Source organism: Brevundimonas sp. GW821-FHT12E07 (genome assembly GCF_058807035.1).
The window spans coordinates 237,586-263,988 of the sequence record NZ_JBXAQH010000004.1; the positions used below are offsets into that span (position 1 = coordinate 237,586).

General features: G+C 68.4%; 20 protein-coding genes. 6 read left to right on the top strand and 14 right to left on the bottom strand.

Translation table 11 applies throughout. The annotated features are described in order from the left end of the window. The first annotated feature begins 117 nt into the window (after positions 1-117). Together AC1ROD_RS16085 and AC1ROD_RS16090 are read left to right on the top strand one after the other, a co-directional pair. Positions 118-753: a response regulator gene (locus AC1ROD_RS16085; protein ID WP_492949275.1), complete on the top strand. Its 636-nt coding sequence runs from the start codon at positions 118-120 to the stop codon at positions 751-753. Between the two features lie 168 nt (positions 754-921). Beyond that, positions 922-1,869: a formylglycine-generating enzyme family protein gene (locus AC1ROD_RS16090; RefSeq protein WP_492949276.1), complete on the top strand. Its 948-nt coding sequence runs from the start codon at positions 922-924 to the stop codon at positions 1,867-1,869. Positions 1,870-2,161: 292 nt separating this feature from the next. On the opposite strand, the gene AC1ROD_RS16095 is transcribed toward AC1ROD_RS16090, so the two are convergent. The 3 genes from AC1ROD_RS16095 to AC1ROD_RS16105 are packed head-to-tail and all read right to left on the bottom strand — an operon-like array spanning position 2,162 to position 3,117. Next, complete coding sequence (locus AC1ROD_RS16095) at positions 2,162-2,368, bottom strand: hypothetical protein (protein ID WP_492949277.1); 207 nt, start codon at positions 2,366-2,368, stop codon at positions 2,162-2,164. Positions 2,369-2,371: 3 nt separating this feature from the next. Beyond that, positions 2,372-2,794, bottom strand: a complete 423-nt coding sequence (locus AC1ROD_RS16100) for an SRPBCC family protein (RefSeq protein WP_492949278.1) — start codon at positions 2,792-2,794, stop codon at positions 2,372-2,374. Beyond that, positions 2,791-3,117, bottom strand: coding sequence for an ArsR/SmtB family transcription factor (locus AC1ROD_RS16105; protein WP_492949279.1), 327 nt, complete (start codon positions 3,115-3,117; stop codon positions 2,791-2,793). Before AC1ROD_RS16105 ends, AC1ROD_RS16100 begins: the two co-directional genes overlap by 4 nt. Positions 3,118-3,253: 136 nt before the next feature. Between AC1ROD_RS16105 and AC1ROD_RS16110 the strand changes: the two genes are divergently transcribed. Then, positions 3,254-6,529, top strand: coding sequence for a S41 family peptidase (locus AC1ROD_RS16110; protein WP_492949280.1), 3,276 nt, complete (start codon positions 3,254-3,256; stop codon positions 6,527-6,529). Positions 6,530-6,574: 45 nt separating this feature from the next. Here AC1ROD_RS16110 and AC1ROD_RS16115 read toward each other — a convergent pair whose 3' ends face one another. From AC1ROD_RS16115 to AC1ROD_RS16140, 6 genes are all read right to left on the bottom strand, one after another. Continuing rightward, a complete protein-coding gene (locus AC1ROD_RS16115) occupies positions 6,575-6,940 on the bottom strand; it encodes a YdbL family probable chaperone protein (protein ID WP_492949281.1) in 366 nt (121 codons plus the stop codon). Positions 6,941-6,957: 17 nt separating this feature from the next. Beyond that, entirely contained in the window at positions 6,958-7,149 is a 192-nt protein-coding gene (locus tag AC1ROD_RS16120; protein ID WP_492949282.1) for a YnbE family lipoprotein, read from the bottom strand. Positions 7,150-7,219: 70 nt separating this feature from the next. Beyond that, positions 7,220-10,213, bottom strand: coding sequence for an intermembrane phospholipid transport protein YdbH family protein (locus tag AC1ROD_RS16125; RefSeq protein ID WP_492949283.1), 2,994 nt, complete (start codon positions 10,211-10,213; stop codon positions 7,220-7,222). Between the two features lie 153 nt (positions 10,214-10,366). Continuing rightward, positions 10,367-12,772, bottom strand: coding sequence for a TonB-dependent receptor (locus AC1ROD_RS16130; RefSeq protein ID WP_492949284.1), 2,406 nt, complete (start codon positions 12,770-12,772; stop codon positions 10,367-10,369). 46 nt (positions 12,773-12,818) lie between these two features. Then, positions 12,819-13,835 (bottom strand): FecR family protein, encoded by a 1,017-nt coding sequence (locus AC1ROD_RS16135; RefSeq protein WP_492949285.1) that lies wholly within the window; start codon positions 13,833-13,835, stop codon positions 12,819-12,821. Between the two features lie 100 nt (positions 13,836-13,935). Continuing rightward, positions 13,936-14,460: an RNA polymerase sigma factor gene (locus tag AC1ROD_RS16140; RefSeq protein WP_492949286.1), complete on the bottom strand. Its 525-nt coding sequence runs from the start codon at positions 14,458-14,460 to the stop codon at positions 13,936-13,938. A gap of 254 nt (positions 14,461-14,714) precedes the next feature. Here AC1ROD_RS16140 and AC1ROD_RS16145 point away from each other — a divergent pair, with 254 nt between their 5' ends. The 3 genes from AC1ROD_RS16145 (at position 14,715) to AC1ROD_RS16155 (ending at position 17,571) form a co-directional block, all read left to right on the top strand. Further along, entirely contained in the window at positions 14,715-15,701 is a 987-nt protein-coding gene (locus AC1ROD_RS16145; protein WP_492949287.1) for a glucosamine inositolphosphorylceramide transferase family protein, read from the top strand. A 2-nt stretch (positions 15,702-15,703) separates the two neighbouring features. Next, the gene (locus AC1ROD_RS16150) at positions 15,704-16,876 is read left to right on the top strand and encodes a glycosyltransferase family 4 protein (RefSeq protein ID WP_492949288.1); all 1,173 of its coding nucleotides are present in this window, start codon (positions 15,704-15,706) and stop codon (positions 16,874-16,876) included. A 107-nt stretch (positions 16,877-16,983) separates the two neighbouring features. Then, on the top strand, positions 16,984-17,571 hold the full coding sequence (locus AC1ROD_RS16155) for a class I SAM-dependent methyltransferase (RefSeq protein WP_492949289.1): 588 nt from the start codon (positions 16,984-16,986) through the stop codon (positions 17,569-17,571). 6 nt (positions 17,572-17,577) lie between these two features. On the opposite strand, the gene AC1ROD_RS16160 is transcribed toward AC1ROD_RS16155, so the two are convergent. From AC1ROD_RS16160 to AC1ROD_RS16180, 5 genes are all read right to left on the bottom strand, one after another. Continuing rightward, positions 17,578-19,248, bottom strand: a complete 1,671-nt coding sequence (locus tag AC1ROD_RS16160; protein ID WP_492949290.1) for an MFS transporter — start codon at positions 19,246-19,248, stop codon at positions 17,578-17,580. Between the two features lie 115 nt (positions 19,249-19,363). After that, positions 19,364-21,778 carry a glucan 1,4-alpha-glucosidase gene (locus tag AC1ROD_RS16165; protein ID WP_492949456.1) on the bottom strand — a complete coding sequence of 805 codons (2,415 nt, stop codon included), beginning with the start codon at positions 21,776-21,778 and terminating at the stop codon, positions 19,364-19,366. Between the two features lie 11 nt (positions 21,779-21,789). Then, positions 21,790-22,746 carry an alpha/beta hydrolase gene (locus tag AC1ROD_RS16170; RefSeq protein ID WP_492949291.1) on the bottom strand — a complete coding sequence of 319 codons (957 nt, stop codon included), beginning with the start codon at positions 22,744-22,746 and terminating at the stop codon, positions 21,790-21,792. Next, complete coding sequence (locus AC1ROD_RS16175) at positions 22,746-24,263, bottom strand: MFS transporter (protein WP_492949292.1); 1,518 nt, start codon at positions 24,261-24,263, stop codon at positions 22,746-22,748. The genes AC1ROD_RS16170 and AC1ROD_RS16175 overlap by 1 nt, the downstream gene beginning before the upstream one ends. Then, a complete protein-coding gene (locus AC1ROD_RS16180; protein ID WP_492949293.1) occupies positions 24,260-26,335 on the bottom strand; it encodes a glycoside hydrolase family 97 protein in 2,076 nt (691 codons plus the stop codon). The genes AC1ROD_RS16175 and AC1ROD_RS16180 overlap by 4 nt, the downstream gene beginning before the upstream one ends. Positions 26,336-26,403: the final 68 nt, after the last annotated feature.

Consider the following 26,403-nt stretch of genomic DNA (forward strand, 5'->3'; position numbering starts at 1 on the left):
CCTCCTGAAAAGCCCTACGCAAGCACCATAACACAACTCCTAAGGGTTTTTTCTGATATACTGCATTTATTCAGCCCCTAATGGTTTCACCTGAACTGGGCTGTCGGGGAGGGCGCTGTGTTGAGGATACTATTGGCGGACGACCATGAGGTTGTTCGCCGCGGGGTGAGCGAGATCATTTCTTCCAATCCCGCGTGGGAAGTTGTCGGGGAAGCCGCAGACGGGGATACGGCCTTTGAAATGGCCTTGAATCTTCGGCCGGATATCGCGGTCCTGGATGTCTCCTTGCCGCATATGAACGGGGTTACCCTGACCCGCCGCCTCAAGCAGGAGGCGCCGGAGATCTCGGTGCTGCTGTTCACGATGCGGGACGACGACGAGACGGTGAACGAGGGGCTGGCGGCCGGCGCCAAGGGCTACATTCTCAAGACCGACACCCAGCAGCACCTGAGCGCGGCGATCTCCGCCATCGGGGCCCGGCGGCCCTATTTCTCGCCGTGGGTCTCGGAGCTGCTGCTCGACGGCCTGGTCCAGGACCGCAAGCGATCGCGGCTGAAGACCTTCACGGTGCGCGAACTCGAGGTGGCGCAGCTGATCGCCGAAGGCCAGTCCAACAAGGCCATCGCCCGCGACCTGAGCATCAGCGTCAAGACGGTCGAGACCCACCGGGCCTCGGCCATGCGCAAGGCCGGGGTCAGGACCGCGGGCGAGTTCGTCCGCTTCGCCATCAAACAGCATCTGATCACCCCCTGACCGCGTGCCCAGGCCGCCAAACGGCGCCCGTAAGGCGCTGCTTCCGGGCGGACTTCGGGGTTTGACCTGATCGTCCGGACGGCGACGGCGGGGCACCTTTTCGGCCAGTCTGAAGGGGGATCAATCCATGCCGCACGCCGTCGAAACCCGTGTCCCGGAACGGCTGAAATGACGGCGCGGGCGCGCAGGGCCGACCCGCGCCGTCCGGCCCGTATCGAGTTGCCGGCCGGCCTGTTCATGATGGGATCCGATGACCACTACGCCGAGGAGGCGCCGGTCCATGCGGTGATGGTCGACTCCTTCGCCATCGACATCCATCCGGTGACCAACCGCGACTTCGCCGAGTTCATTGAGGACACCGGCTGGACCACCTTCGCCGAGATCCCGCCGGACCCGAAGGACTATCCGGGCGCACCGCCCGAGATGCTGCAGCCGGCGTCGCTGGTCTTCACCCCGCCGCCGGGGCCGGTTCCGCTGAACGACATCCGCGCCTGGTGGACCTATCTGAACGGGGCGAACGGGCGCAATCCGCGCGGGCCGGGCACCACCCTGGACCGGCTGTGGGACCATCCGGTGGTCCATGTCGCCTGGGCCGATGTGGCGGCCTATGCGCGCTGGGCCGGAGCCGAGATCCCGACCGAGGCGGAGTGGGAGTACGCCGCCCGGGGCGGCGCCGACACCGCCTATGCCTGGGGTGAGGAGTTCGAGCCCGGCGGCCGGACCATGGCCAACACCTGGCAGGGGCAGTTCCCGTGGGACAACCGCAAGCCCATGGACCAGCGCTACACCAGCCCGGTGGGGTCGTTCGATCCGAACGGCTTTGGCCTGTACGACATGATTGGCAACACCTGGGAGTGGACCCAGGACTGGTGGTCGACCGAGGCCGTCGTCACCCGGGCCTGCTGTGCGCCGAAGAACCCGCGCGGCGGTGCGCTGGAGGCCAGTTTCGATCCGGCCCAGCCCAGCATCCGCATCCCGCGCAAGGTGCTGAAGGGCGGCTCGCACCTGTGCGCCCCGTCCTATTGCCGGCGCTATCGGCCGGCGGCGCGCCACGCCCAGCCGGTGGACACCTCGACCTCCCACGTCGGCTTCCGCTGCATCGTCCGCAGTCGCTGAGGGGGCGGGAGTGCACTCGAAAAAAGGCGAGTGCAAAAGGTGCAATTTTGAAAGTCAGACCTGAAGTTGATTCGCCAAGCTTCTGATTTCCAAGGGCCGGTATCGCGATAAGAGATTGCACTCCGCAGCGACGCGAGTGCAATCGGCGTGGCGTGCCGAGGGCGCGGATGGCTCGTACTGTCAAAGACCCGACAGCAGTCTAACACCGCGCCGGGGCCTGCTGAGCCGATCGGACGGCGTGGTCGGAAGGCCGCATGTTTTCAGCCGGTTAAGGCCGCAGGCGGCGCCGGGTTCAGCCCGCCGTGCGTCTGAACCTCGCCACATAGGGCAGGGCGAACAGATAGAGGCCCGAGATCAGCAAAAGGATCAGTGGAAACAGCGCCAGCAGACCGATCCAGACGGCCTGCGACTTCATCATTAGGGCGACGATATTGATCACGACCGCCACGGTGAAGGCGATCGAGAGCCAGCGATGGGTCTGACGGATCAGGGCGTTCATGGCTCAGCCCTCCCGCGTCAGCAGTTGGTCGAGGTTGTCGAGGAACTTGGCCCAGCCGAACTTCGCGCCGCCCGAGGCCTGCTTCTGCTCGGGCCGGAAGCCGGCCTGTTCCATGCGCAGATGCGTCCCGCCGTCGGTGGGGGTCAGGGTGAAGGTGACCACGCTCTTCAGGGCGAAGGCGGGATCCTCGCTGTCGAAGTCCCAGCTGTAGGCCAGGGTGCGGTTGGGCTCGACCGTCAGGACCTGGCAGTCCAGCACCCCGCCCCAGTCGCCGCGCAGTTTGAAGCCGTGGCCGACCTCGGGGACGAAGTCGTTCTTCATCAGCCATTCCTCGATCAGGTGCGGCTGGGTCAGGGCGCGCCAGAGTTTCTCGGGCGCATGCGGGTATTCCCGCTCGACGATGACGGATTCGGTGCTGGCGGTCATTGGTCCATCCTGTTCAGAAGGTCTCCGAGGCCGTCGAGACGGGCCTCCCAGAAGTCGGTCATGTCGCGGGTCCAGTCGGTCAGGGCCGACAGGGCGCCGGGGCGGGCGGAATAGTGGGTCTGGCGTCCCTCGTGCCGGTCGCTGACCAGCCCGGCCTGCCGCAGGACGCCCAGATGTTTGGACACCGCCGGCTGGGACACCCCGGCGCGCGCGGTCAGGGCGCCGACGGTCTGTTCGCCCTCGCGGCACAGGCGCTCGAACAGGGCCCTGCGGGTCGGGTCGCCGAGAGTGCGGAACAGAACGTCGGGGTCGGCGGGGGTCATGAAGATCGATAACTTCGTGGTTATGAAATATCTCATAACTGGCCGGTTATGTTTCCGTCAAGTCACTTGACAAGCGCGACCATTGGCCGCGCGATGGGCGTCCGATCCAGATGACTTCCCCCGGGGCGAAAACCACATGAAAACCAACAAGGCGGCGACCCTGATCGCGGTCGCCCTGACGCAGCTTTTCGTCCAGGGCCAGGCGTTTGCGCAGACCACGATCCCGGAGGCGAAGCCGTCCCTGGCCGAGCCCAGCCTGTCGGCGGACGGTAGTCAGATCGCCTTCGTTTCGGGCGGAGACATCTGGGAGGTTTCGGCCTCGGGCGGGGTGGCGCATCTGCTGGTGACCGATGCGGCGACCGAGGGGCGGCCGCTGTATTCGCCGGACGGGACGAAGCTGGCCTTCACCTCCACGCGCGGCGGCAACGCCAACATCTACATCCTCGATCTGGCCAGCGGCGCGACCACGCGCCTGACCTATGCCGAGTCCAATGAGGAGCTGGACGCCTGGTCGGCGGACGGCAAGTGGCTCTACTTCGCCTCGGGCATCAATGACGTGGGCCGCCAGCCGGACATCTTCCGCGTCGCCGCGACGGGCGGCACGCCGCTGGAAGTCAGCCGCGAGCAGTATCTGTCGGAGTTCCAGGCCGGGCCCTCGCCGGACGGATCGTCCATCGCCCTGATGGCGCGAGGGCTCAGCAACGGCCAGTGGTGGCGCAACGGCCATTCCCACATCGACGAGACGGAGATCTGGGTGAAGCCCGTCGCCGGGGACGGCGCCTATCGCAAGCTGCTGGCCGACGAGGCCAAGCACGCCTGGCCGATGTGGAGCCCGGACGGCCGCACACTCTACTTCATGAGCGACAAGTCGGGCGCCGAGAACCTGTGGCGGATGCCCGCCGGGGGCGGGGAGGCCGCGCAGGTGACCCGCTTCACCAGCGGACGGTTCCTCTATCCGAACATGGCGGCCAACGGCTCGGCGGTGGTGTTCGAACGCGACTTCGGCGTCTGGAAGGTGGATCCGGCGACGGGGCAGGCGGCGCAGGTGCCGATCACCCTGCGCGGCGCCTCGGCGGCCGAGAGCCAGCGCCACGTCACCCTCACGAATTTCGAGCGCATGGCCCTGTCGCCGGACGGCCGCAAGGTGGCCGTGCTGGCCCACGGCGAGCTGTTCGCCGTCTCGGCCAAGGACGGCGGCCCGGCCCAGCGCGTGACCACCAGCCTGGCCGCCGAGCGGGAGATGGTCTGGTCGCCGGATTCGAGGAAGCTGCTCTATGTCACCGAGCGCGGTCTGGACCATGTGATCGCCCAGTACGATTTCGAGACCTCGACCGAGACGCTTCTGACCACCTCGGGCATGGCTTCGGCCCTGGCCTATGCGCCGGACGGCAAGTCGATCACCTATGTGACCGATGCGAAGGAACTGCACGTCATGACCCTGCCGACGGCCGGTTCAGCGGCGGCCGACCGGGTCCTGTTCACCGGCGCCCTGGCCACGGACGAGCGCGGGCCGACGCCGGTCTGGTCGCCGGACAGCAAATGGATCGCCTTCCCGGTGGTCGACCGCCGGTCCTTCACCAATGTCCACGTCGTGCCGGCGGCGGGCGGTGAGGCGCGTCCGATCAGCTTCCTGGCCAATGGTCAGATGGGCAAGATCGTCTGGTCGGCGGACGGCAAGTTCATCCTGTTCGACACCTCGCAGCGGACCGAGGACTCGCGGATCGTCCGCATCGACCTCCTGCCGCATGTGCCCAAGTACCGGGAAGACGCCTTCCGCGACCTGTTCAATCCGGACGCGCCCAAGACCGAGACGCCGGACGCGCCGTCCACCACGCCGCCCGCGACGGCGCCGGCATCCGGGCCGGCTTCGGGCTCCGCTGCGACCGGCAGCCGACGCGCGGCCCCGCCCGCCACCCCGCCGCGCACCCCGCCGGTCAGCGTCTCCATCGTCTTCGAAGGCATCCGCGAACGGGCGACACTGCTGCCGCTGGGCCTCAACGCCGACGGGCCGGTGATCAGCAACGACGGCAAGACCCTGGTCTTCCGGGCCAGCGAACGGGGGCAGGAGAGCCTCTATTCCTGGTCGCTGGACGAGCTGGCGACCGAGCCGCCGGTGGCCCAGCAGATCAGCTCCACCCCCAAGCCCAAGCCCGACTTCTACCTGACCGGCGACGGCAAGACCCTGTTCTATCTGGACGGCGGCTCGGTGGTGACCACGCCGCTGGAAAGCCCGCGCGCCAAGACCATCGGCATCCAGGCCCAGATGGACGTCGACTTCGCGCGCGAGAAGCAGGTGGTGTTCGACCAGACCTGGAGCACCCTGAACCGCAACTTCTTCGACCCCAATTTCAACGGCCAGAACTGGACCGCCCTGCGTGCGCGGTTCCAGCCCTATGTGGCGGGCGCCCGGACCAGTGACGAGCTTCGGCGGACGCTGAACCTGATGATCGGGGAGCTGAACGCGTCCCACTCGGGCATGGGGGCGCCGCGCGGCTCGGTTCCGACCGACCGGATCGGCGACCTGGGCCTGCGCTTCGACCGCGAGGCCTATGAGGCCGGGCGCGGCCTGATCGTGCGCGAGGTGGTCAATCTGGGCCCGACCTTCATCGCCGGATCGATCAAGGTCGGCGACCGGATCGTCAGCGTGAACGGCCAGGCGATCGAGGCGAACACCAATCTGGACGCCCTGATGCAGAACCAGGTCGGCGACCGGGTGGTGCTGGGCTTTACCAACGCCTCGGGCCGCCATGAGGCGATCGTGCGGCCGGTGGGGGCGGGGACGGCCTCGGGTCTGGCCTATCGTCAGTGGGTGGCGAGCCGCCGGGCCTATGTCGAGAGGGCGTCCGGCGGGCGGCTGGGCTACGTCCACATGGCCGACATGTCGGCGGACAGCCTGAACCAGCTCTATCTGGATCTCGACAGCCAGAACCAGGGCAAGGACGGCATCGTCATCGACATCCGCAACAACAACGGCGGGTTCGTGAACGGCTATGCGCTGGACGTCTTCTCACGCCGCAACTTCCTGCACATGACGCCGCGCGACCTGTTCACCCTGCCGAGCCGTCAGGCCCTGGGGCAGAGGGCGCTGGACAAGCCGACGGTGCTGGTGACCAACGAGTCCTCCCTGTCGGACGCCGAGGATTTCACCGAGGGTTATCGCACCCTGGGTCTGGGCAAGGTGGTGGGGCAGCCGACGGCGGGCTGGATCATCTTCACCGGCAGCGAGCGGCTGATCGACGGCTCGACCGTGCGCCTGCCCGGATCGCGGATCCAGGGCTCGGCGGGCGACGATATGGAGATGCACCCGCGCGCGGTGGATCAGGCCGTGGAACGGCCGCTGGGCGAGACCTTGTCGGGCCGCGACGCCCAGCTGGACGCGGCCATCGCCCAGTTGCTGAAACCGGCGGGGTGATCCCCGCCGCCCCCGGTCAGGGCCGGGGGTTCAGCGCTGGACCCCCTAGCGCTGAACCCATTGGCCGGCGGCGTTCTTGTACCACTGGCCGGAGCTGACCCGGCCGAACAGCTGGGTCTCGAACATCCGGGCGGCGGCGACTTCGGTCGTCGTGCCGGCCTCGGCGGCGCTGCTGGCATAGACGCGGCGGCGGCCGCTGTTCGTGGCCTCGATGGCGGCGCGCAGGTCGGCGCTGGCGGTGGTGCGCACGCCGACATAGCCGTCGGCCTGTTCGCCCACGGTCCCTTGCGCCTTGGCGGCGTCGATCATCGCCTTCTGCTCGGAGGTCTGGGCCATGGCCGTGGTGGCGACAGCGCCGACGGCCAGAAGGGCGACGGCGGAGGCGGCGACGAGAATCTTGCGGAAGGTCATCTGCTGAATCTTTCCCATCAGAACAGGTTGGGGTTCTCTTGAAGGAGCGTCTGCAGCTCCTTGTCGAGACGGATGCGAACGTCGGCGCTGAGCGTGGCGTTGATGGTGATCGGGGCCACTTCCAGACGCACGGTCGGGGTGCAGGCCGAGGCGCCGGCCGCGGCGAGGCCGCCGAGGGCCAGTGCGGCGAGGGTCCGCTTTGTGATCATGGTCGCAACTCCGGAATCGATGACGTCCCACACCATAACGCGGTGGCGGGTGAATGGCCCCTGAACATTTTCAGGGTGTGGGCGGGCTTGCGGCTGAGGCCTGGCCCTGACGGACGCGGTTGAGCTCAAGCAGATCGCCGATCAGCTGGTTGGCGTTCAGGGTCGTGTCCAGGTTCAGATTGACCCCGGTGCCCGAGGGCAGGGGAAGGGGCTTGTCCATGAACCGCCGCTGGATCACCTGCAGCCAGGTCAGGCGGATTTCCTGCTTCTGCGGCGGATCGTGGCGGCCGTGGATGGCGAAGCGCAGGTTCAGGCGACCGGCGTCCAGGCTGTTGACCACCACGGTCATGTCGTCGAAGGCCAGGTTCTCCAGCGCCTGATAGGCCAGGTCGGTCATCATATTGGGCGGGACCTCGGCGTCGGCGTTGGAGGCCTCCATGCCGGTCAGGGCCTCGCGCTGCAGGGACAGGCGGCCCGGCTGGACGGCGTTCAGCACCCCGCCCTGGACGCGCACGCCCTCGGGGCCCGAGGTGAAGGGCAGGCGGCCCGAGACGATGGCGTCCAGCTTGACCTTGTCGTCCAGACCCGCGCCCGAGAAGATGTTGCCGATCTGGACCTTGTCGAGGACCAGGGCGCCGGTGATCGTCTGGGTCCGGTCGAAGGGCACGGACAGGGGCTCGATCCGAACGACCCCGCCGCCGACCTTCAGATCCGCCCCGCCGAGCGTGAAGCGGGTCAGGTCGAGGCCGAACTCGACCTTCAGATCGGTCAGGGGGGTGACGGAGGCCAGGCTGTCGAGCGTCAGGGTCTGGTTGGGCGCCGTGGTCAGGGGGACGAGGCTGGTCAGGACGACCTCGCCCTTGAGGCCTTTGGCTTCGCCGACGGGGCTGACGAAGTCGAGGCCCGGGATGGTGATGACGCCGGAGCTGGTCTGGGTCTCGGGCGACCAGTCGAAGCGGCCGGTGAAACGCGCCTGACCGGTCACGGGCGGCTCGACGAAGCCGGCGACGAGCGGGCTGAGGTCCAGCGGCTGCAAGCCGCCCTGCGCGAAGGTCAGCATGCCGGTGTCGATCGTCAGGCCGCCGCTTTCGTTGATCCCGTTGTTGTTCAGGACGATATGGCCCAGCGGGTGCTCGCCGGACGCGACATCCAAGGCCCCCGTCCACTGCTCCTTCGCCAGACCGGCGGTCCCGGTCAGGCGGAGCGGATTGAAGCGGCGCGTGGCGGCGGCGTCGCGGACCGTGGCCTGCTCGATGCGGGCCGACAGGGTCAGGTCGCCGCCTTTTGAGCCGTCGACGCTCAGGCCGCCTTCGGCGTCGGTGATGCGGGCTTCGAGGAAGGGAGCGGCGGCGGAGACCCCGGCGAAGCGGCCGCGCACATGCCAGCCGTCGTCGGCGACGGTGACCAGCGGCCCGGCAGGCGGGCAGAGCTGACCCGCGACGTCGGACACGTCGTTCTCGCCCAGCTCCAGCAGACGGGCGGTGAAGGCGCTGCAGCCCCGGGGCGCATAGGTCAGGCGGGTGTTGGCCGAGGTCAGACGGCCCGTGGTGCGCACCGTCAGGCCCTGGGCCAGGCCGAAGTCGAGGGCGGCGCGGGCGTCGAGATCGGCGAAGAAGCCGGTCGGTGTCAGGCTCCAGCGCGGGACGGCGACCGTGGCCTCGGGCAGGCCCTTGCCGCGCGTCGCCGTGACCGACAGGGCGCCGCCGCCCAGCTGACCCGGGGCGGCGGCGAAGACGGGCGTGGAGGCCGCCGTCAGGGTCATGACGCCGCCGTTGGCCGGGGTCAGGCGGATGGGACGGGTGAGGCGGGCCTCGGTCCCGGTCGGGTCGACCGTCAGATGCACGGCGGGGGCGGAGACGGCGAAGTCGCCCAGCGCCCGCTTCATCTCGGCCAGTTCGGGGATGTCGTCGGAGGCGACGGGGCCGAACAGGGGCCAAGCGCCGTGAGCGGCGGTCACGGCGATGTCGGCGTCGATCCTGAGCGCGTCGTCGGCGACCAGCTGGAGGGCGGTCGTGGTCCGCACCGTCCTGAGGTCGAGCTCACCGAAGCGGAACCGGTCGGCGGTCGCCGCGACCGGGCCGGAGAGGGCGGTGCGGAAGCCGGTGCTCCCGCGCGCGACCTCGGTGCGGGCGCCGTTCGCCGTAGCGCGCAGGCCGTTGAGCGTCAGGGTTTCGGTGGCGGCCTCGCGCGCGGTCAGGGCCAGGTCGGTCGCGCCGGTGATGCGGAAAGCCTCGATCCAGCCTTGCGTCTGGCCGTCGAAGGTCAGATGCAGGGCGGCGTCGGTCAGGCGGTTCTCGCCCGTCGCCGCCGAGCCGGCCGTCAGGGCCGCTTCGATGCGGGCCTGTCCATCGCCGCGGCGGGTCTTGAGGTCGGGATAGGGCAGGGCGCCGGTCAGGGTCAGACGCAGGTCGCGGCCCTGACCCGCCGGACCGGACACGGCCTCGGCCGCCGAATGGACCGTCACCGCCACCCGGTCGCCCGTGGTGGTCAGCTCGACGTCGGCCTGAAGCTTCGTTACGGTCGTCGGGCCGCTCTTCAGCGACGCCGCCGGCATCCGCGCGAGCAGCCGCATCAGCTTGCCGTCGTTGACGGTGGCGTCGGCCAGGACGGTGACGGCGCCGTAGTCGCTCTGAAGGCGCAGTTGTCCGCCCTCCACCAGGATCAGCGGGCCGTGACTGTCGGGCCTGGGCGGCTGGCCCGTGAATTTCTTGACCAGGGGGTCCAGCGACCCGAGCGAGAATTTCCGGTCATGCCAGGTCGCGGAAAGCACCGGCCGGACCAGGCGGATGCGCCCGGGGGTCACGCCGAAGCCCGTGCGCGACCACGGCGCGCCGATGGCGTAGTCGACCTCGGCGCGATCGACGACGAAGTCGGGACGGGCGGGATCGCCGATGAGAATGCGGCCGGTGAAGCCGTTCAGTTCGATGCGCTGGACCTGAACCTGGGCGTGGACGCCCTGCTGTTCCAGCCAGCCGGTCAGGATGTGCTGGGCCGCCGCCCTGCGGTTCAGATAGAGGCCGCCGGCCAGGACCACGACGACGACGAGCGTCGCGCCGCCGGACACCAGGGCGATCCGGCCCGCCCGGCGTCGCTTCCCTGGCCTCTTCCGGGATTCCGGGGGCGGGGTCTCGGACGTCGGCGTCTCTGAGGCGGTGGGGGAACGCATCACCGCGACTTAGAGCAAATCAAACCCCGGATCGCCATGAGGAAATTCAGACTACCAGGGCGACCAGGTCAGGGTCAGGCCGATGGTCCGGGGTCTGAGCGGGGTGGTGGCCAGCGCCTCGGGCAGGCGGAAAGGGTCGCCAAAGGAGAAGGTGTTGGCCTCGGTGTCGGCGGGATTGTCCACGAAGGCCGTCGCTGTCCAGTGATCGCCCTCGATGCCCGCCGACAGGCGGCCGGTGACATAGTCGCCCATCCGGTAGCGGCGCGAGGCGTCGAAGGTCAGGCGCGAGGCCCCGACATAGGCGATCACCGCGTCGGAGGTGAAGGACAGGCCCCGCCAGAGCGGGCGGCGATAGCTGGCGTTGAGATTGGCCGAGATCGCGGGCACCCCGGGCAGGCCCGCATCGCCCCTGGAGTTGAAGGCCGGGCTGGGGCGGGTGATCTCCGGATCGGCCAGCAGGGTGTTGAACCGCAGGGTGAGGTCGTCACTGGGGCGCCAGTTGGTCTCGATCTCCAGCCCCTGGTTTGCCCCGTCGCCGACGTTGACCGCATAGGCCAGGCCGCTGGGCAGGAACTGGTCGCTCTGAATATCCTTCCAGCGCGAGACGAAGGCCGCGATCCGGGCCTGGACCTTGCCGTCCCAGAGCCGCGCCTTGGCCCCGACCTCGTAGTTCCACAGGGTGTCGGGCGCATATTCGCGCGCGGGCTGGCCCACCCGGCCGTTGAATTGCTGCCAGATCGGCCCGGCGGTGTTGAACCCGCCGGTTCGGTGCCCCTGGCTGATCAGGGCGTAGAAATTCAGATCGGGGCTGTACCGGTAGTCCAGGCCGAATTTCGGAGACAGGCCCGCGTCGCCGCCATCGCCGGCGAACGGGCGGTGGAAGCCGTAGTGGTTCACGTCGGAGACCGCACTGTAGTCGACGCGATACCAGCGCGCGCCGACCGTCGCGGTCAGGTCGGGCCTGAGGTCCAGCGACAGCTCTCCATAGGCGGCGATCTCGTCCAGCTTGTCGAGCCGGTTCTCGGTGTAGATCAGCTCCAGCGGCAGGGGGCGCAGGGCCGACAGGGTCGTTACCGACGGTGTCCGGCTGGTCGAGAAGAAGCCGCCGGCCAGCCATCGGAAGGGCCCGGCGTCCGGCGAGTGCAGGGTCGCCTCGCCGACCAACAGATGGATGTTCTTGACCTCGTCCAGAGCTCCGATCCGCCCGAACGACCCGAAGGTGATCAGGGCGCTGGAGGCGTCGTAGCGGCTTGTGAAGTCATGGTCGATCGAGGCCACCGAGGCGTCCAGCCGCCCCCAGTCGCCCTGACCGTTGAGGGTGAGATAGGTTTCCTCGAACTGGTTCTCGTGCGGCTCGCGCACCAGATTGGCGCGTGTCAGCCCGCCGAGGACCCGATAAACGTAGTGGGTGTCTTCGGTCTTGATCGCCTGGCGCACATAGCCGGCGGTCAGGCTCCAGTCGGGATTGAGCCAGGCGCTGACCCCGACGCGTCCGCCGTGGCGCGAGCCGTCGTTCACCCGGTGCAGGTTCAGGTTCACGTCGTTGATATAGCCGCCGAAGGACTCTTCATAGATCGAGCCCCGGATCGCCAGCCGCCCGTCGATGAGGGGCAGATTGCCGGTCGCGGAATAGTCGGTGTTCTGGCCGCCGGAGTGGGTCCAGGAGTTGGTCGCCGACAGCTCAAGCTTCGAATCGTCCGGGTCCGGACGATGGGTGACGATGCGCACCACCCCGCCGATCGGGCCGGTGCCGTAGAGGGTGCCCTGGGGACCGCGCAGGACCTCGACCCGGTCGACGTCGATCAGCTTCAGATCCGGATCGGGTGCGCTGTAGGTGATCGGGGCGAGGTCGAGATAGATGGCCACCGTCGACTGGGTCAGACCGGTGAAGGCGCCGTCCGACATACCGCGCAGAAGGATCTTGTTCCGGCCGGAGCCGAGGTTGGTCACCGTCATTCCCGCGACCAGGGAGCTGACGTCGGTCAGGTCGGTGACGTCGGCCAGGCCGATGCGGTCGCCGGACAGGGCGGTCAGGGCCGTCGGCGCCTGCTGGGCGGTGTCCGGGCGGCGCTCGGCGGTGACGACGATGTCGCTGAGTTCGGAGGCTTCGTCGGGATAGTCGACCGGGGGCGGCGCCGCGCGGGGCGTCGGGGCAGGCGGGGCCGGGGGCGCGACGCGGCGAATGATGACCGCGCCGTTCGATCCGATGGCCCAGGTGCAGCCGCTGCCGGCCAGAACCCGGCCGAGGGCGGTTTCGACGGGCATGACGCCGTGAACGGCCGGACTGGTCCCGCGACAGGCGCCGATCTCCCCACCCAGCGAGCGTCGGCTCTGCAGGGCGAGATCGAGCAGGGCGTCGCGAACCCGTTGCGGTGCGATGTTGAAGGTGCTGACGCGCGTCTGCTGCGCCTCTGCGGGGACCGCCAGAAGCGAGGTCGCGAACGCGATGGCCAGCATCGACCCGAAGGCCCGGTGACGTTCTACCCCGGGTCGACGCCGGTGATCAGCGAGCGTCACGTCCGGACAGGCGGACATCGGTCGAGGACCGGGTCGCGCGGACGGGAACGAAATCCTGGAGTTGCTTCAACATCGTGGCCTCATCGCCCACCTGCAAAGCACCAGTAAAGTGCAGTGCCCCCGCGGACGGATCCACTGTAACCGGCTTGTCGAAATAACGCGACAGGTCATCGGCGACGTCGGCCAGTCGGGCGTCGCGATAGACCAGCATGCCCTGGCGCCACATCGAGGTCTGGTCTGCCGCAACCTGTGAGAGTGTCGGCGTCTGCGTTCCCGATTGGGCGATCTTCTGTCCGGCGACCAGTCGGACGGCGGCCGGCCTGGGGGCGGCGGCTGTGACGGCGGGCGTCACGGCGACGACGCCGCGCTCGACGCTGACCGAGAAATGATCGCCATGGCTGACGACGTTGAAGGCGGTGCCCAGCACCCGCACGCTGTGGTCGCCCGCCGCGATCGTGAACGGGCGGCTGGCGTTGTGCGCGACGTCGAAGGCGGCCTCGCCGTCGGTCAGGGTGACGGTCCGGGCCTTGCGGCCCATGCGTACGCTGAGGTCGGAGTGGCGGTTCATGTCGATCCGCGTGCCGTCGGACAGCGTCACGGTCCGGGGCGCGGCGTCGGTATGGTAGCTCTGGGTGGGCGCGAAGTCGGTGATCTGGGGCCAGACGCCGACCACGACCGCCACGGAGGCCGCGGCGGCGAAGGCAGGCAGCAACCAGGCCGGACGGCGACGCGCGGCCCGGCGAGCGGCGGGGCTGACGTCTTCGTCGTTGGCGGCGATCGGCAGGACGGTCACGTCGGCAGGGGCGGCGACCACAGCGCCGACCGGAACGCTGTCCAGCTCGACCCAGGTCCGTTCGACGTCGTCATAGGCGAGGCGATGGGCGTCGTCCGCCTCCAGCCAGTCCTGGAAATCCATCCAGGCGGACGCGGGCGCATCGACGTCGCTCAAGCGGACGAACCACTCCAGCGCCTGGTCTTCGATTTGCGGTTGCGTCGTGATCATGAGCGGAAAGGTTGAATCCGGGTCGTCTGAAAGGCCGTCTGATCCCTAGACGTCACCGACAGCCTATCACCTTCGTTATAATTTAGCTTTGCCGTAAAATTCACGACTTCACCTTGGCCGAAAGCGTGCGCAGGGCGTCCATCATGTGTTTCTCGACCGAGCTGCGTGAGATGCCCAGATGGGTCGCTACCTCGGCGTAGCTGAGGCCTTCGAACTTGTGCAGGTTGAACACCGTGCGGGTCTTCTCCGGCAGGTGCGCGACGGCGGCGGTCAGGCTGGCCAGCCTCTGGCGGCCCGCGACCACGGCCTCGGCGGAGGGGGCGTCGTCCATGTCTTCGGACACGCCGACGGAATGGGTGGCCAGTCGCCAGGCGGCGTCGCGCGCGACCGATCTCTGGCCCGAACGCCAGCGGTCCATCATCATGTTCGAGGTCAGGCGGTAGAGGAAGGCGCGGGCGTCGCGCACCTCGGTCGCCGGATCCAGGCCCGCCACCTTCAGATACAGGTCCTGCAGCAGGTCTTCCACGTCGCCGGACGCGCCGAGGCGCGCCTGAAGGAACCGCCCCAGGGCTTCGCGCTGCTCGAAATAGGCTGCGATCAGAGGTTGCGCGGCGGGCGCGGTCAAAAAGCTGATTTCCTTCCCGTTTTGCCCCGTTCCGGCGCGGCGGCGCCGTCGAGGCCGGTCTGTGCAGGCTTCATGCCGCGCGGATTTTCCTGAGGCAAGGCGCAGGGCATGTCGTCCGCGAACAAACGCGCACGGCGTGCGCCCGGGCGGGCGGGCGCGAATTAACAATCTTTTCACTGTGTTTTTTGAGGTCGGCCGGATGCGGCGCCGTCCTACCCCTGAGACCGACACAGAGCGGTCGGGTTGGGGCCGTGATGTACGATATCTGGCGTTCCGGATTTGTCAGGCGTTCGCTGTCCAGCGTGGCGGCGGCCGGCGGCGTGGACGCTTCGGAAATCACGTGGCTGCCGGACTCGGGGCCGTTCCAGTATGTCGCCGACCCGTTCGGGATCGAGCGCGACGGCGTCCTGACCGTCTTCGTCGAGGCCTTCGACTACCGCGTTCGTCGCGGCGAGATCCATTTCTACCAGTACGGGGCGGATGACGCCCTGATCGGGCAGGGCGTGGCGCTGATCGAGCCGGTCCACCTGTCCTATCCCTCGCTGATCGAGGACGGCGGCGAGCTCTATATGCTGCCCGAAGGCTACAAGGCCGGCGGGCTGACCCTGTACCGCTGCGTGCGCTTCCCCGACCAGTGGGAGCCGGTCCAGCAGATCATGGACGTCCCGGCCATCGACGCGACCGTCGTGAAGCACGGCGATCGCTGGTGGGCCTTCTACGCCCTGCCGGGTCCGGATGACCGGGCCATGCGCGAGCTGCACGTCGCCCATGCCGACAGCCTGATGGGCCCCTGGACGCCGCATGCGGCCAATCCGGTGCGGACCGGCTTCGAGGCCTCGCGCCCGGGCGGCACGGCCTTCGTCCATGACGGCGCCCTGCATCTGCCGGTGCAGGACTGCTCGACCACTTATGGCGCCGCGATCAACCTGCTGCGCATCGACGTCCTGACGCCTGAAGCCTTCGAGACCCGGCCGGTCAAGCGCTTCGAACCGACCGGTCTGCTGGCCGATTACGAGGACGGATTCCACACCCTGTCGGGGCTGGGCGACGTCACCTTCGTGGACGTGAAGCGCATCCTTCAGTCCTCGTCCGAAGGCTGGATCAAGGCCCAGTTCAAGCTGCGCCGGTTGCTGGGTCTCAACAGGCCGCGGCCCCGTCGTCGCGCCGGTCGCGACCAAAAAGCCGGGAACATCAGCCGCTTGGCGGCCGTTAACCTCCCTGAAGCCCGAGTGAGGGGTTGAGTATGCGTATCGCCGTGGTCATGCCGCGAGGCAGTGTGATGGGCCGGGACAAGGCCAACTCCATGGAGACGGTCGCCCGGACCCTGCTGGAGAACAGCCGTCTGAAAGGCTCCGTCCGCGTGATCTGCGACGCCGGCGCCGAGGTTCCGGCGCTGCCGGACCTGCTGACCGTGCCCGCCGGCCTGAGCAAGTCCAAGCGCGCCGACGCCGTCGCCGAACTGCTGGCCGGTTTCGATCCGGACTACATCGAGTATCACCAGCAGCTGGAGTCCTCGGCCAGCCTGGCGCGTCGCTTCCCGCACAAGATCAACGTCCTGTACCGCCACACCCGGATCAAGGAGCCGAAGAACGCGCTCGACCGCCTGCGCTACGGCGCGCGGCTTAAGGCGTTTGACAAGCTGATCTTCGTGTCCGAGGCCGCGGGGCGCGAGTTCATAGGCGACTATCCCGCCCTGGCGAACCGTGTCGCCTCGGTCTGCAACCCGATCGAGATGGACGCCTGGAAGGCCTGTCCGGAAAACCGTGAGAAGCTGATCCTGTTCTCGGGCCGGGCCATGGAAGAGAAGGGGCTGGAGCCGTTCTGCGACGCTTTGGCCGCCGTCCTCGACAAGAACGCCGACTGGCGCGGCGCCCTGATGCTGGGCGACTGGGACAAGCACGCCGAATGGGCGACGCCGCGCATCGAGGCCCTGGCCCGGTTCGGCGATCGCGTCGAGATCCACAAGTCGGCCTCCCTGCCGCAGGTCCAGGCCGTGACCCGCCGCGCCGCCATCGCCGTGACCCCGTCCTTCGTCGCCGAAGCGCTCGGCCTGTCGGCGCTGGAAGCCCATGCCGCCGGCGCCGCCCTGATCTCGTCGGGCCGTGGCGGCCTGCGCGAGGCCAGCGGCGACCACGCTGTCTATGTCGACCCGCCGCAGGCCCCCGACCTGACCCGCGCCCTGGCCGCCCTGGTCGCCAATGATGACGAGCGGATCGCCATGGCCCGCGCCGGTCAGGAATTCGTCGCCTCTGTCCACGCCCCCGTCGTCCGCTCGGCCCAGCTGGACGATCTGCGCGAGCGCTGGCTGGTCGAGCAGGCCCGGTCGCGTCGTCCGGTCTGGGCGCCGTCCTCGATCCGCCGCCGCGTGTCCGGGGCCCTGCGCGGCCGTCCGTGGACGGTCCAGCCCGCCAACTGAGGCTATTGGCCGCCGGGCTGGCCTCATCTCAGGCTTGACCCGGCGCGGCCGGACCCTCAACCCGTTGATCGAGGCGCGTCGTGTGCGCCTGACGCATGGAGTCCGACGTGGGCGCAGGAACCTTCTTCACCCGCCTGTTCTTCGGCGAGGCCGGGGTCACCCGACGCAAGACTGCGGGGGCGCAGCGCATCCTGCAACTGCCGGATCGCAAGCTGCTCGCCGAGGCCTATCTGCCGGCCATGGCCGCCGAAGGCGGGCGTATCCTCTGGGTCGGCTGCCGCGCCTATACGGCCGACGACTATGCGGTGCTGGAGGCGGGCGGGGGTGAAGTCTGGACCACAGACATCGATCCCGAGGCGGCGCGCTGGGGCGTGCTGGGTCGCCACCGGACCGGTGACGTCTGCATCATCGACAAGATCTTTCCGGACATGACCTTCGACGCCATCAGTTGCAACGGCGTGCTGGGCTATGGCGTCGATACGCCGGAGCAGCAGCGGCAGGCGCTGACAGCCATGGCCGCCATCCTGCGTCCCGGCGGACGGCTGCTGCTGGGCTGGAACACCGACAAGATCGAGGATCCTGTCGCGGCCGGTCTGACCTCACCCGAGTATGCGCCGACCCCTTACGCCGGGCAGGACAGCCGGGTGCGCTTCGACGAGGTCACCCACGTCTATGACGCGCTGATCCGGACCTGACCGCCGTCAGGTGTGGATGTCGACGTCCTTGCCTTCCTTGACGAACAGGAAGCCGACCACCGCCGTGATCACGGCGATGACGATCGGGTACCAGAGGCCGTGGTAGATATTGCCTGAGGCCGCGACCATGGCGAAGGCCGTGGTCGGCAGGAAGCCGCCGAACCAGCCGTTGCCGATGTGATAGGGCAGGGACATGGAGGTGTAGCGGATGTTGGTCGGGAACATCTCCACCAGCGCCGCCGCGATCGGCCCGTAGACCATGGTCACATAGAAGACGAGGGCGAACAGGATGGCGACGGTCAGCGGCTTGTTGACCAGGGCGCTGTCGGCCTTGGCGGGATAGCCGGCGGCCTTCAGATGGTGGCCGAGGCCGGTTTCCCAGGTCTTCTTCGTGGCCTTGAACTCTGCGGCGGGCATCTGGTCGCCGCGGAAGCTTTCGACGCTTGTTGAGCCGATGCGGACCTGAGCCACGGTCCCGGCAGGCGCGGCTTCATTGGCATAGGCGACCCCGGCCTTGGCCAGGTACGACTTCGCCAGATCGCAGGATTTGGAGAAGGTGGTCTTGCCGATGGGATCGAACTGGAACGAACAGTCGGCCGGGTCGGCGTAGACGGTCACCGGAGACGAGGCCGCCGCCGCCGCCAGACGCGGATTGGCCGCCGCCGTCAGGGCGTGGAACAGCGGGAAATAGGTCAGGGCGGCGATGAGGCATCCGGCCAGAATGACCGGCTTGCGGCCGATCTTGTCCGACACCCAGCCCCAGAAGACGAAGAAGGGTGTGGCGAGCAGCAGCGCAATGGCGACGAGGGTGTTGGTCAGGGCGCCGTCGACCTTGAGCGTCTTCTCAAGGAACAGCAGGGCGTAGAACTGGCCCGTGTACCAGACCACGGCCTGACCGGCGGCGAGGCCGAACAGGGCCAGGATCACCAGCTTGAGGTTCGGCCATTTGCCGAAGGACTCCTTCAGCGGAGTGGTCGAACCCTTGCCCTCGGCCTTCATGCGCTTGAAGGCCGGGCTCTCCGACAGCTTCAGCCGGATCCACAGGGACACGCCCAGCATCAGGATCGAGACGAGGAAGGGGATGCGCCAGCCCCAGTCGGCGAAGGCCTCCTCGCCGATCGACAGACGCACACCGAGGATGACGACCAGGCTGATCATCAGGCCCGCCGTCGCGGTGATCTGGATGAAGGAGGTGTAGAAGCCGCGCTTCCCGTTCGGCGCATGCTCGGCGACATAGGTGGCCGCGCCGCCGTACTCGCCGCCGAGCGCCAGCCCCTGCACCAGCCGCATGGCCACGAGGATCAGCGGCGCGGCGATGCCGATGGCCGCGAACGAGGGCAGCAGGCCAACCACGAAGGTCGACAGCCCCATCAGCAGCATGGTCACGAGGAAGGTGTTCTTGCGCCCCCACAGATCGCCCAGCCGCCCGAAGACGATGGCCCCGAACGGCCTGACCGCGAACCCGGCCGCGAAGGCCAGCAAGGCGAAGATATAGCCCGTCGTCTCGTTCACGCCCGAGAAGAACTGGCTGGTGATGATCGTGGCCAGCGAACCGTAGAGGTAGAAGTCGTACCACTCGATCACGGTACCGACCGATGAGGCGAGGATGACCAGCCTGTCGTTGCGGTCGACGGTATGGTCCGCGCCGCTCGCGGTTCCACCGGTGTCAGTCGTCATCGTTCCTGCCCCTCGTCACACCGTCTGCGCGGCGTCGTTCGGGGCAGGATGGCACGCGAACGGCGGTCCGTCAGTCCGATTCTGAAGAGCCGGGACTGGTGGACCGCCTCGCAGCTTATTTGCCGTAGCGGTCGGCGACGGGGGCGTAGCGGTCCCAGACGGCGCGGTCGGCCAGCGAGCGCAGCAGTTTGATGTATTCGGCGTGGGACCAGGCCAGGGGCGTGGCCGAGTCGGTGCCGACGCCGGTCTCGTAGCCGGCGGGCTTCACCCCGACACCGTCCCAGACCTGTTCGGCCAGCAGCAGGCCGTCGTTCGCGAACCGCTCCATGCCCCGGACATAGGTCTGGCTGATGGCGGTCAGGTCGGGGTTGGCGCCCGACTGAAGCGCGCGGGCCAGTTCATAGTGGCCGCGTTCGCCGGTGAAGATCGGCCAGACCCGGCCGCGCTGGCCGGGGGCCATGACGCCGCCGATGCCGTAGTTGTTCCCGTTGGTCGTGTCCTCGCCATAGCCGTCGATGCCGTAGCGCCGCCAGCCGGGGGTCGTGTCTCCGGCCGGACCGAAGTCATAGCGGACGCGGGTCAGGTCCGCGCGGGTCTGGTCATCGTATTCGGGCAGGGTGGCGAGGATGTGAGGATCACTGGCCGAACGGACGCCGTAGCGGACCAGCTCCAGGAAGCCGCCGTCGACGACGTGGTCCTGGGGCTGGCCGGGCTGGCCGTTGTTGTCGCCCATCAGGGCGTGGCTGTTCGGGCTCTCGGTCTTTGACAGGCGCAGGAAGTAGCTCCCGTCGCCGAAGGCGCCGTTCGTCGTGAACATCCGCGCGTCGGCCTTTTTCGAATAGTCGTCGGCGGCGGCGAGGTAGCGGGTCGCCGAGGCCGTGTCGTTCGAGGCTTTCGCGATGTCGGCGGCCACCGTTAGCCCGGCGATGACGGCGGCGGTGGTCGAGGGCGAGAAGCCGTCCTGCTCCTCCCAGCGCTCTTGCTGGGTATAGGGCGGGGTGACGGTGCGGTCGTTCCACAGGATACCGATCTTGCCGCCGGTGACGAGGAAGTCGGCGGCGGGCTTGATCATCCGGCCGTACATGGTCTGGAGCTCGGCATCGGAGACGAGGCCGGCCTTCCACAGACGCCAGCCCAGCATGATCGGCATGGCGGTCTGGTCCAGCTGGACGCCGACCCATTCGACCTCGCCGTCGACGTGGGTCTTCTGCAGGAACCAGCCGGTCGCGCCCGTATTGCCGGGAGTGTCGGCCTTGACCTGGACCTGGGGCAGGTAGCGGAAGGCGGCGACGGGCGTCTGGGTATCGCCGAGCGCCAGCAGGGCCATGGCCACCTGATAGAAGTCGCGCGGCCAGACGGCCTTGTAGCCGGTCGAGCTGTTGGTCGCGTCGACCGTGTCGCCCCAGGGGTTGGACAGGGAGGCGATCAGGGCGCCGGCGTGGGTGCGGTCCTCCTGCACCTTCAGCATCAGGGCCGAGGCATAGGCCAGCTTGCCGCCGTCTTCCGACTGTTGCGCGATGCGCGGCAGGTCGGTCAGGGAGCCGATCCAGTCCTCCCAGCCCACCCGGTCGCCCGTGCCGTTGAAGCGGGCGAGGACCTCGTCGAGGCCGGTGGAGAAGCTGCCGTCGGCGGCTTGTTCGGCGGCGGCCTTGGAGGCGCCGAAGCCGATGACGAAGTCGCGGGTCAGGCTCTGGCCTGCCGCGATGGTCGGCAGGGCGCCGGTCAGGACGACGGCGCCGGCCGTATCGCCGGTGGAGGCCCAGATCTGGGTCAGGCGACCGTTGGCCTTGAGGTCGGTCAGGCCGTCGGACGAGCCGAGGAAGCCCGCGCTGGCCGTCTCGAACGGGGCGCTGGGGCGCAGGGCCAGATGGACGTCGCCCTCATGGGCATAGAGGCCGTTGGCCGAGGCTTCCGCGAAGTCGCCGCCGCCGGTGTTGGCCATATGCGGTTCGAGGATGGCGTGGGGGGTGACGGCGCCGCCGGTCGCCTTGATCGTCACGCGCAGGACGAGGGCGTTGCGGTCCGGGTCCGTGAAGATGCGCTTCTCGATCTCGTAGCGTCCGGCCTTGTCGGTGGTGACCACGCGATAGGCGGGCGACAGGGGGCGGCCATCGGCATCGACGTCGAGATATTCGGTGTGTTCGGTGGTGTCGGTCCCTTCCAGCGACAGGCCGGCGTCGGAGGCGACGGCGAAGCGCAGCGATTTGATCTGGGCTTCGTGGATCAGGCCGTACATGGTCTCGGTCAGGACGCCGTCGGCGATGGAGAACCAGACGCGCGACACCGCGCCGGTCGGGCCGCCGTTCTTGTACTGGCCGTCGACATAGGCCTCATAGGATGCGCCAACGCCGGTCTTGGCGGCGCTGGACCAGGTGGTCGCCGCGCCGGGCGCGCCGGGGGCGACGCCTTCGGGCTGGGCGAGGGGGGCGACGGTCGGTTCGGCCGGGGCGGTCGGCACGGAGGCGCAGGCGCCGGTGGCCAGCAGGGCGGCGACGCCGGCGGAGGCGGCGAGTTTCTGGATCAGGGTCATGGTCGGGATACTCACGATGCAGTCGAGGGGGCGGTCGCCGCGGGGGCCGGCGACAGAAGGAATTTCAGGGGGACGTCGAGGCGCGCGTTCCAGGACGTCTCATTGTGCTGGGCGCCGGGGAAGACGAGGGTCTCGAACTGGTTCGGGGCATAGCCGCGCGCGCGGAAGGTCTCGTCGACCTTGACCTGGAAGGCGGCGTAGAAGGCGTCGAGGGTCTCGTCGCCGTGGTCGAAGTAGAAGCGGCGGTCCATGGCCGGGTCGGGCAGGCCTGCGGAGATGACACCCGTCCAGGCCGCGACCAGCCGCTCGCGCCAGGTGGCCAGAGGCGCGCCTTCCTCCAGACCGACGACCTTTAGCGGCCAATGGGTCGACAGGCAGGCGCAGGCGCCGAAGACGTCGGGGCGTTTCATCACTGAATAGACGGACATCAGCCCGCCCATGCTGGAGCCGGACATGGTGGTGTCGGCGGGGCCGGTCAGGGTGCGGTAGGTCCGGTCGATGAAGGGCTTCAGCTCATCGGTCAGGAAGGCGAGATAGCCGTCCGACAGGGACGGGCCGCCATAGATGTTCTGGATGTCGCCGCGCATGTCCTCGGGCAGGGCCGCGATCAGATCGGCGGGGACATATTCGCGCAGTCGCAGCGGCGTGTTCCAGACCCCGACCACGATGGGCGCCCGAACCTGACCGGCGGCGATCAGCCGGCCCAGATGCTCGTCCACGCCCCATTCGCCGGAATAAGCCTTGGACGCGTCGAACAGGTTCTGGCCGTCATGCATGTAGAGGACGGGGTAGCGGGCGTCGGAGGCATCATAGCCGGGCGGGAGCCAGACGGTGACATTGCGCGTCGCCGCATGGGCCGAGGCCATGTCCGGATGCTCGACCAGACGGCCCAATGTCGGGATGTCGGCCATGGCGCGGCCAGCAAAGGGCAGGGCGGCCATCAGGGTCAGGAGTGTGCGGCGGTCCATCAGGCTTTCGTCTCCTTGACCCGCAGCGCAGCCGCGGCCGCGATGAAGAAGGACACGCCGCCGATGACCAGGGCCCAGATGGCCTGACCGCCGAAGACGTTCCTCAGGATCAGGCCCAGAAGGGTCGCGGCGACCAGCTGGGGCACGACGATGAAGATGTTGAAGATGCCCATATAGACGCCCATTTTCCGGCCCGGCACCGCCCCCGAGAGGATGGCGTAGGGCATGGAGACGATCGAGGCCCAGGCGAAGCCGACGCCGATCATCGGCAGCCACAGAAGGCTCGGATCGCGGATCAGGAAGATGCCGATCAGGCCGAAGCCGCCGAGCGCGAGGTTCAGGGCGTGGGCGCCGCGACGGCCGATCTTCTTGGCCAGCACCGGGATCAGGAAGGCCGCCAGAGCCGCCACCCCGTTGTAGACGCCCATCAGGACGCCGACCCAGTCCGCGCCCTCGCCATAGGCCGGGGAGGTCGGGGAGGCGGCGCCGAAGTGGACGGCGGTGACGGCCGGGGTGGTGTAGATCCACATGGCGAACAGGGCGAACCAGCTGAAGAACTGGACCACGGCCAGGTCGCGCATGGTGGCGGGCATGCGGAAGATGTCGTCGAGGATCTCCGACAGGCCGTTTGAGGCCTTCGCACGGTGCATCAGGCCAACGGCGAGCTGCAGCAGGCCGAAGACGGCGAGGCCGCCGAACAGGACATAGAGTTCCTTCTCGATCCCGACCGCCGCGACGCCCGCGAAACCGGCAGCGCCGACCAGCAGCCAGATCAGGCCGCCGATCAGATAGAAGCGCACCGAAGGGGCGGCGGGCTCGGCGGCGGCGGCCTCGGCCGAGGCGGGCGCCTCGAAGGCGGCGATCTGTTCGGGGCTGTATTCGCGGGTGCTGATCACGGTCCAGAGGACGGCGGCCAGCAGCGAGGCGGCGCCGACGTAGAAGGCGATGCGGACGCTGTCGGGCACCACGCCTTCGGGCGCGACCGAGGCGACGTGGAAGACGTGCGACAGGACCCAGGGCAGGACCGAGGCGAAGACGGCGCCGGCGCCGATGAAGACGCTCTGCATCGCGTAGCCGGCGGTCCGCTGGTCCTCGTTCAGATTGTCGCCGACGAAGGCCCGGAAGGGCTCCATGGTGATGTTGATCGAGGCGTCCATGACCCAGAGCATCACGGCGGCGAACCACAGGCTGGGCGAGTTCGGCATGGCGACCAGCGCCAGGGTCGTCAGCAGGGCGCCGGCGAGGAAGTAGGGCCGACGCCGTCCGAAGCGGTTCCAGGTCCGGTCGCTGAGGTGACCGATCAGGGGCTGGATCAGCAGGCCGGTCATCGGCGCGGCGATCCACAGGATGGCGAGGCTGTCGACCTCGGCGCCCAGGGTCTGGAAGATCCGGCTGGTGTTGACGTTCTGCAGCCCGAAACCGATCTGGATGCCGAAGAAGCCGACGCACATGTTGACGATGGCCAGCGGCGTCAGCCGTGGGCGCATCGAGAGCAGGCCTGTGGTGGCGTTGGTCATGCGCGGCGTCCCGAGCGGCCGAGCGGCACGAAGCGGATCGCCTGACCGCCACCGGGCGCGAGAGCCAGGGTCAGGGTGTCGGCCGAGGTGACTTCGCGCTGTTCGATGATGATGTCCTCGCGCTTGCCCTTGTAGTCCGCGTTCGGGCCGTCGCGATAGATTTCGGCGCGGTAGCGGCGGCCGTCGTCGAGGAAGTCGAGGGCGGCGGTCAGGACGCGCGGATTCTCGTCGGTGATCGCGCCCAGGGCCCAGACGTCGGAGTTGCGGTCCTTGCGGGCGATGGTGACGAAGTCGCCGACCTCGCCGTTCAGAACCCGCGTCTCATGCCAGTCGCAGGGCACGTCCTTGATGAACTGGAACGGGCCGGGGTTGGCCTCGTAGTTGACCAGCAGGTCGGCGGCCATCTGGATCGGGCTGTAGATGACGACATAGAGGGCCAGCTGCTTGGCCCAGGTCGTCTGGACGCCGCCGGGGCTACGCGTCTCCATGCCGAAGATGCCGGGAGTGTAGTCCATCGGCCCGGCCAGCAGGCGGGTGAAGACCAGATTGGGCTCGTGTTCGGGCGGATTGCCCGGGTTGCCCCAGGCCGCGTATTCCATGCCCCGCGCGCCTTCGCGGCTGATCATGTTGGGGTAGGTGCGGCGCAGGCCGGTGTCCTTGAACGGCTCGTGGGCGTTGACCGCGACCTTGTGGCGGGCGCCGGTCTCGACGACGCGCAGATGGTGCTGGGCCATCGCCTGACTCTCGTGCCAGGCCATGACCATGGAGCCGTCCGGCGCGGCGACGCGGGCGCCTTGCGCATCGGCGACATAGCCGGTCTTGACCGAATGGACGCCCAGCCGCTCGTACAGGGCCATGGCCGGTTCGAGTTGCTGTTCATAGTGGAAGGCGTTGCCGCCGGTCTCGTGGTGACCGATCAGCTGGACGCCCTTCGACCGGGCGTGGGCGCAGACGGCCTCGATGTCGAAGTCGGGATAGGCTTCGGTGAAGCTGAAGTCCGAGCCGTTGGCGAACCACTGGCCGTCCCAGCCCTTGTTCCAGCCCTCGACCAGCACGCCGCCGAGGCCGTGTTTGGCGGCGAAGTCGATGTGTTTGATCGTGTTCTCGGTGGTCGCGCCGTGCTTGGGACCGGCGTTCCAGCTCTTGAGCTCCAAGTGCATTTCCCACCAGACGCCGACGTATTTCATCGGCTTGAACCAGCTGACGTCGCCCAGCTTGTTGGGTTCGTTGAGGTTCAGGATCAGGCTGGACTCGACCAGGCCGGCGGCGGTGTCCGAGATCTGCAGCGTCCGCCACGGGGTGTTGAACGGGGCCTCGCGTACGACGGCGGCGTTGGTCAGACCGGGAGTGAGCTGGGCGCGGAACTTCGTCGCCTCGGAACGGCGCAGGTTCATCCCGGCATAGTCGACGCAGGCGGCCTCGTGGATCGAGACATGCAGGCCGGACTGGCCCTTGACCGTGATCGGGGTCTGGCAGGAGCCGACCTCGTCGATGGCGGTGCGGTCGTAGAGATATTCCTCGCGGTTCCACTCCCAGGCCGGGATCCACCAGGCCGTGCCGTTTTCGGCGAGGTTGAACTCGGTCAGTTCCGAACCGATGCGGACGGTCTTCAGGCCCGACTGTTCCGGCACCTCATAGCGGAAGCCCAGACCGTCGTCGTACAGGCGGAAGACCACGTCGACGCGGCGGGCGAGAGCGCCCGTCTCGGTGAAGGTGGTGCGGAATTCGTTGTAGTGATTGCGGATGAAGCGGCGCTCGCCCCAGGGCTGCTCCCAGGTGTCGTCCATGGTCACCGGCTGGGACGCCGTCAGCTTCAGGCCGCGCTCGATGGCGGGGGCGTCGGTCAGGAGGAAGCCGAGCTTCGAGGCCGTCACGACCGGGCGGCCCTGACGGATCACCGAATACATCGGGCGGCCGTCGTTGTCGGTGGTGACCTCGACCGTCAGCATGCCGCCGGGCGAGGAGGCGCGCGCGACATTGGCCGAGGTCTGGGCGCGGGCGGGGCGCGACGTCAGGGCCGTGACGCCCGCCGCGGCTGCGGAAAGGGCCAGAAACGAACGGCGTTGCATCATGACGAAGCTTCCTTGTTACGAGGACTTGCCAGACGGCGTTGTGGCGCCGCATGAATAAGCAAGTTTTG

Excerpts from the sequence above, each read along its gene's own strand:
- AC1ROD_RS16170 (WP_492949291.1), bottom strand. The coding sequence starts at position 22,746 with ATGGACCGCCGCACACTCCTGACCCTGATGGCCGCCCTGCCCTTTGCT.
- AC1ROD_RS16145 (WP_492949287.1), top strand. The coding sequence starts at position 14,715 with ATGTACGATATCTGGCGTTCCGGATTTGTCAGGCGTTCGCTGTCCAGC.
- AC1ROD_RS16130 (WP_492949284.1), bottom strand. The coding sequence starts at position 12,772 with ATGCTGGCCATCGCGTTCGCGACCTCGCTTCTGGCGGTCCCCGCAGAG.
- AC1ROD_RS16115 (WP_492949281.1), bottom strand. The coding sequence starts at position 6,940 with ATGACCTTCCGCAAGATTCTCGTCGCCGCCTCCGCCGTCGCCCTTCTG.
- AC1ROD_RS16120 (WP_492949282.1), bottom strand. The coding sequence starts at position 7,149 with ATGATCACAAAGCGGACCCTCGCCGCACTGGCCCTCGGCGGCCTCGCC.
- AC1ROD_RS16110 (WP_492949280.1), top strand. The coding sequence starts at position 3,254 with ATGAAAACCAACAAGGCGGCGACCCTGATCGCGGTCGCCCTGACGCAG.
- AC1ROD_RS16090 (WP_492949276.1), top strand. The coding sequence starts at position 922 with ATGACGGCGCGGGCGCGCAGGGCCGACCCGCGCCGTCCGGCCCGTATC.
- AC1ROD_RS16165 (WP_492949456.1), bottom strand. The coding sequence starts at position 21,778 with ATGACCCTGATCCAGAAACTCGCCGCCTCCGCCGGCGTCGCCGCCCTG.
- AC1ROD_RS16175 (WP_492949292.1), bottom strand. The coding sequence starts at position 24,263 with ATGACCAACGCCACCACAGGCCTGCTCTCGATGCGCCCACGGCTGACG.
- AC1ROD_RS16135 (WP_492949285.1), bottom strand. The coding sequence starts at position 13,835 with ATGATCACGACGCAACCGCAAATCGAAGACCAGGCGCTGGAGTGGTTC.
- AC1ROD_RS16095 (WP_492949277.1), bottom strand. The coding sequence starts at position 2,368 with ATGAACGCCCTGATCCGTCAGACCCATCGCTGGCTCTCGATCGCCTTC.
- AC1ROD_RS16105 (WP_492949279.1), bottom strand. The coding sequence starts at position 3,117 with ATGACCCCCGCCGACCCCGACGTTCTGTTCCGCACTCTCGGCGACCCG.
- AC1ROD_RS16100 (WP_492949278.1), bottom strand. The coding sequence starts at position 2,794 with ATGACCGCCAGCACCGAATCCGTCATCGTCGAGCGGGAATACCCGCAT.
- AC1ROD_RS16180 (WP_492949293.1), bottom strand. The coding sequence starts at position 26,335 with ATGATGCAACGCCGTTCGTTTCTGGCCCTTTCCGCAGCCGCGGCGGGC.
- AC1ROD_RS16150 (WP_492949288.1), top strand. The coding sequence starts at position 15,704 with ATGCGTATCGCCGTGGTCATGCCGCGAGGCAGTGTGATGGGCCGGGAC.
- AC1ROD_RS16160 (WP_492949290.1), bottom strand. The coding sequence starts at position 19,248 with ATGACGACTGACACCGGTGGAACCGCGAGCGGCGCGGACCATACCGTC.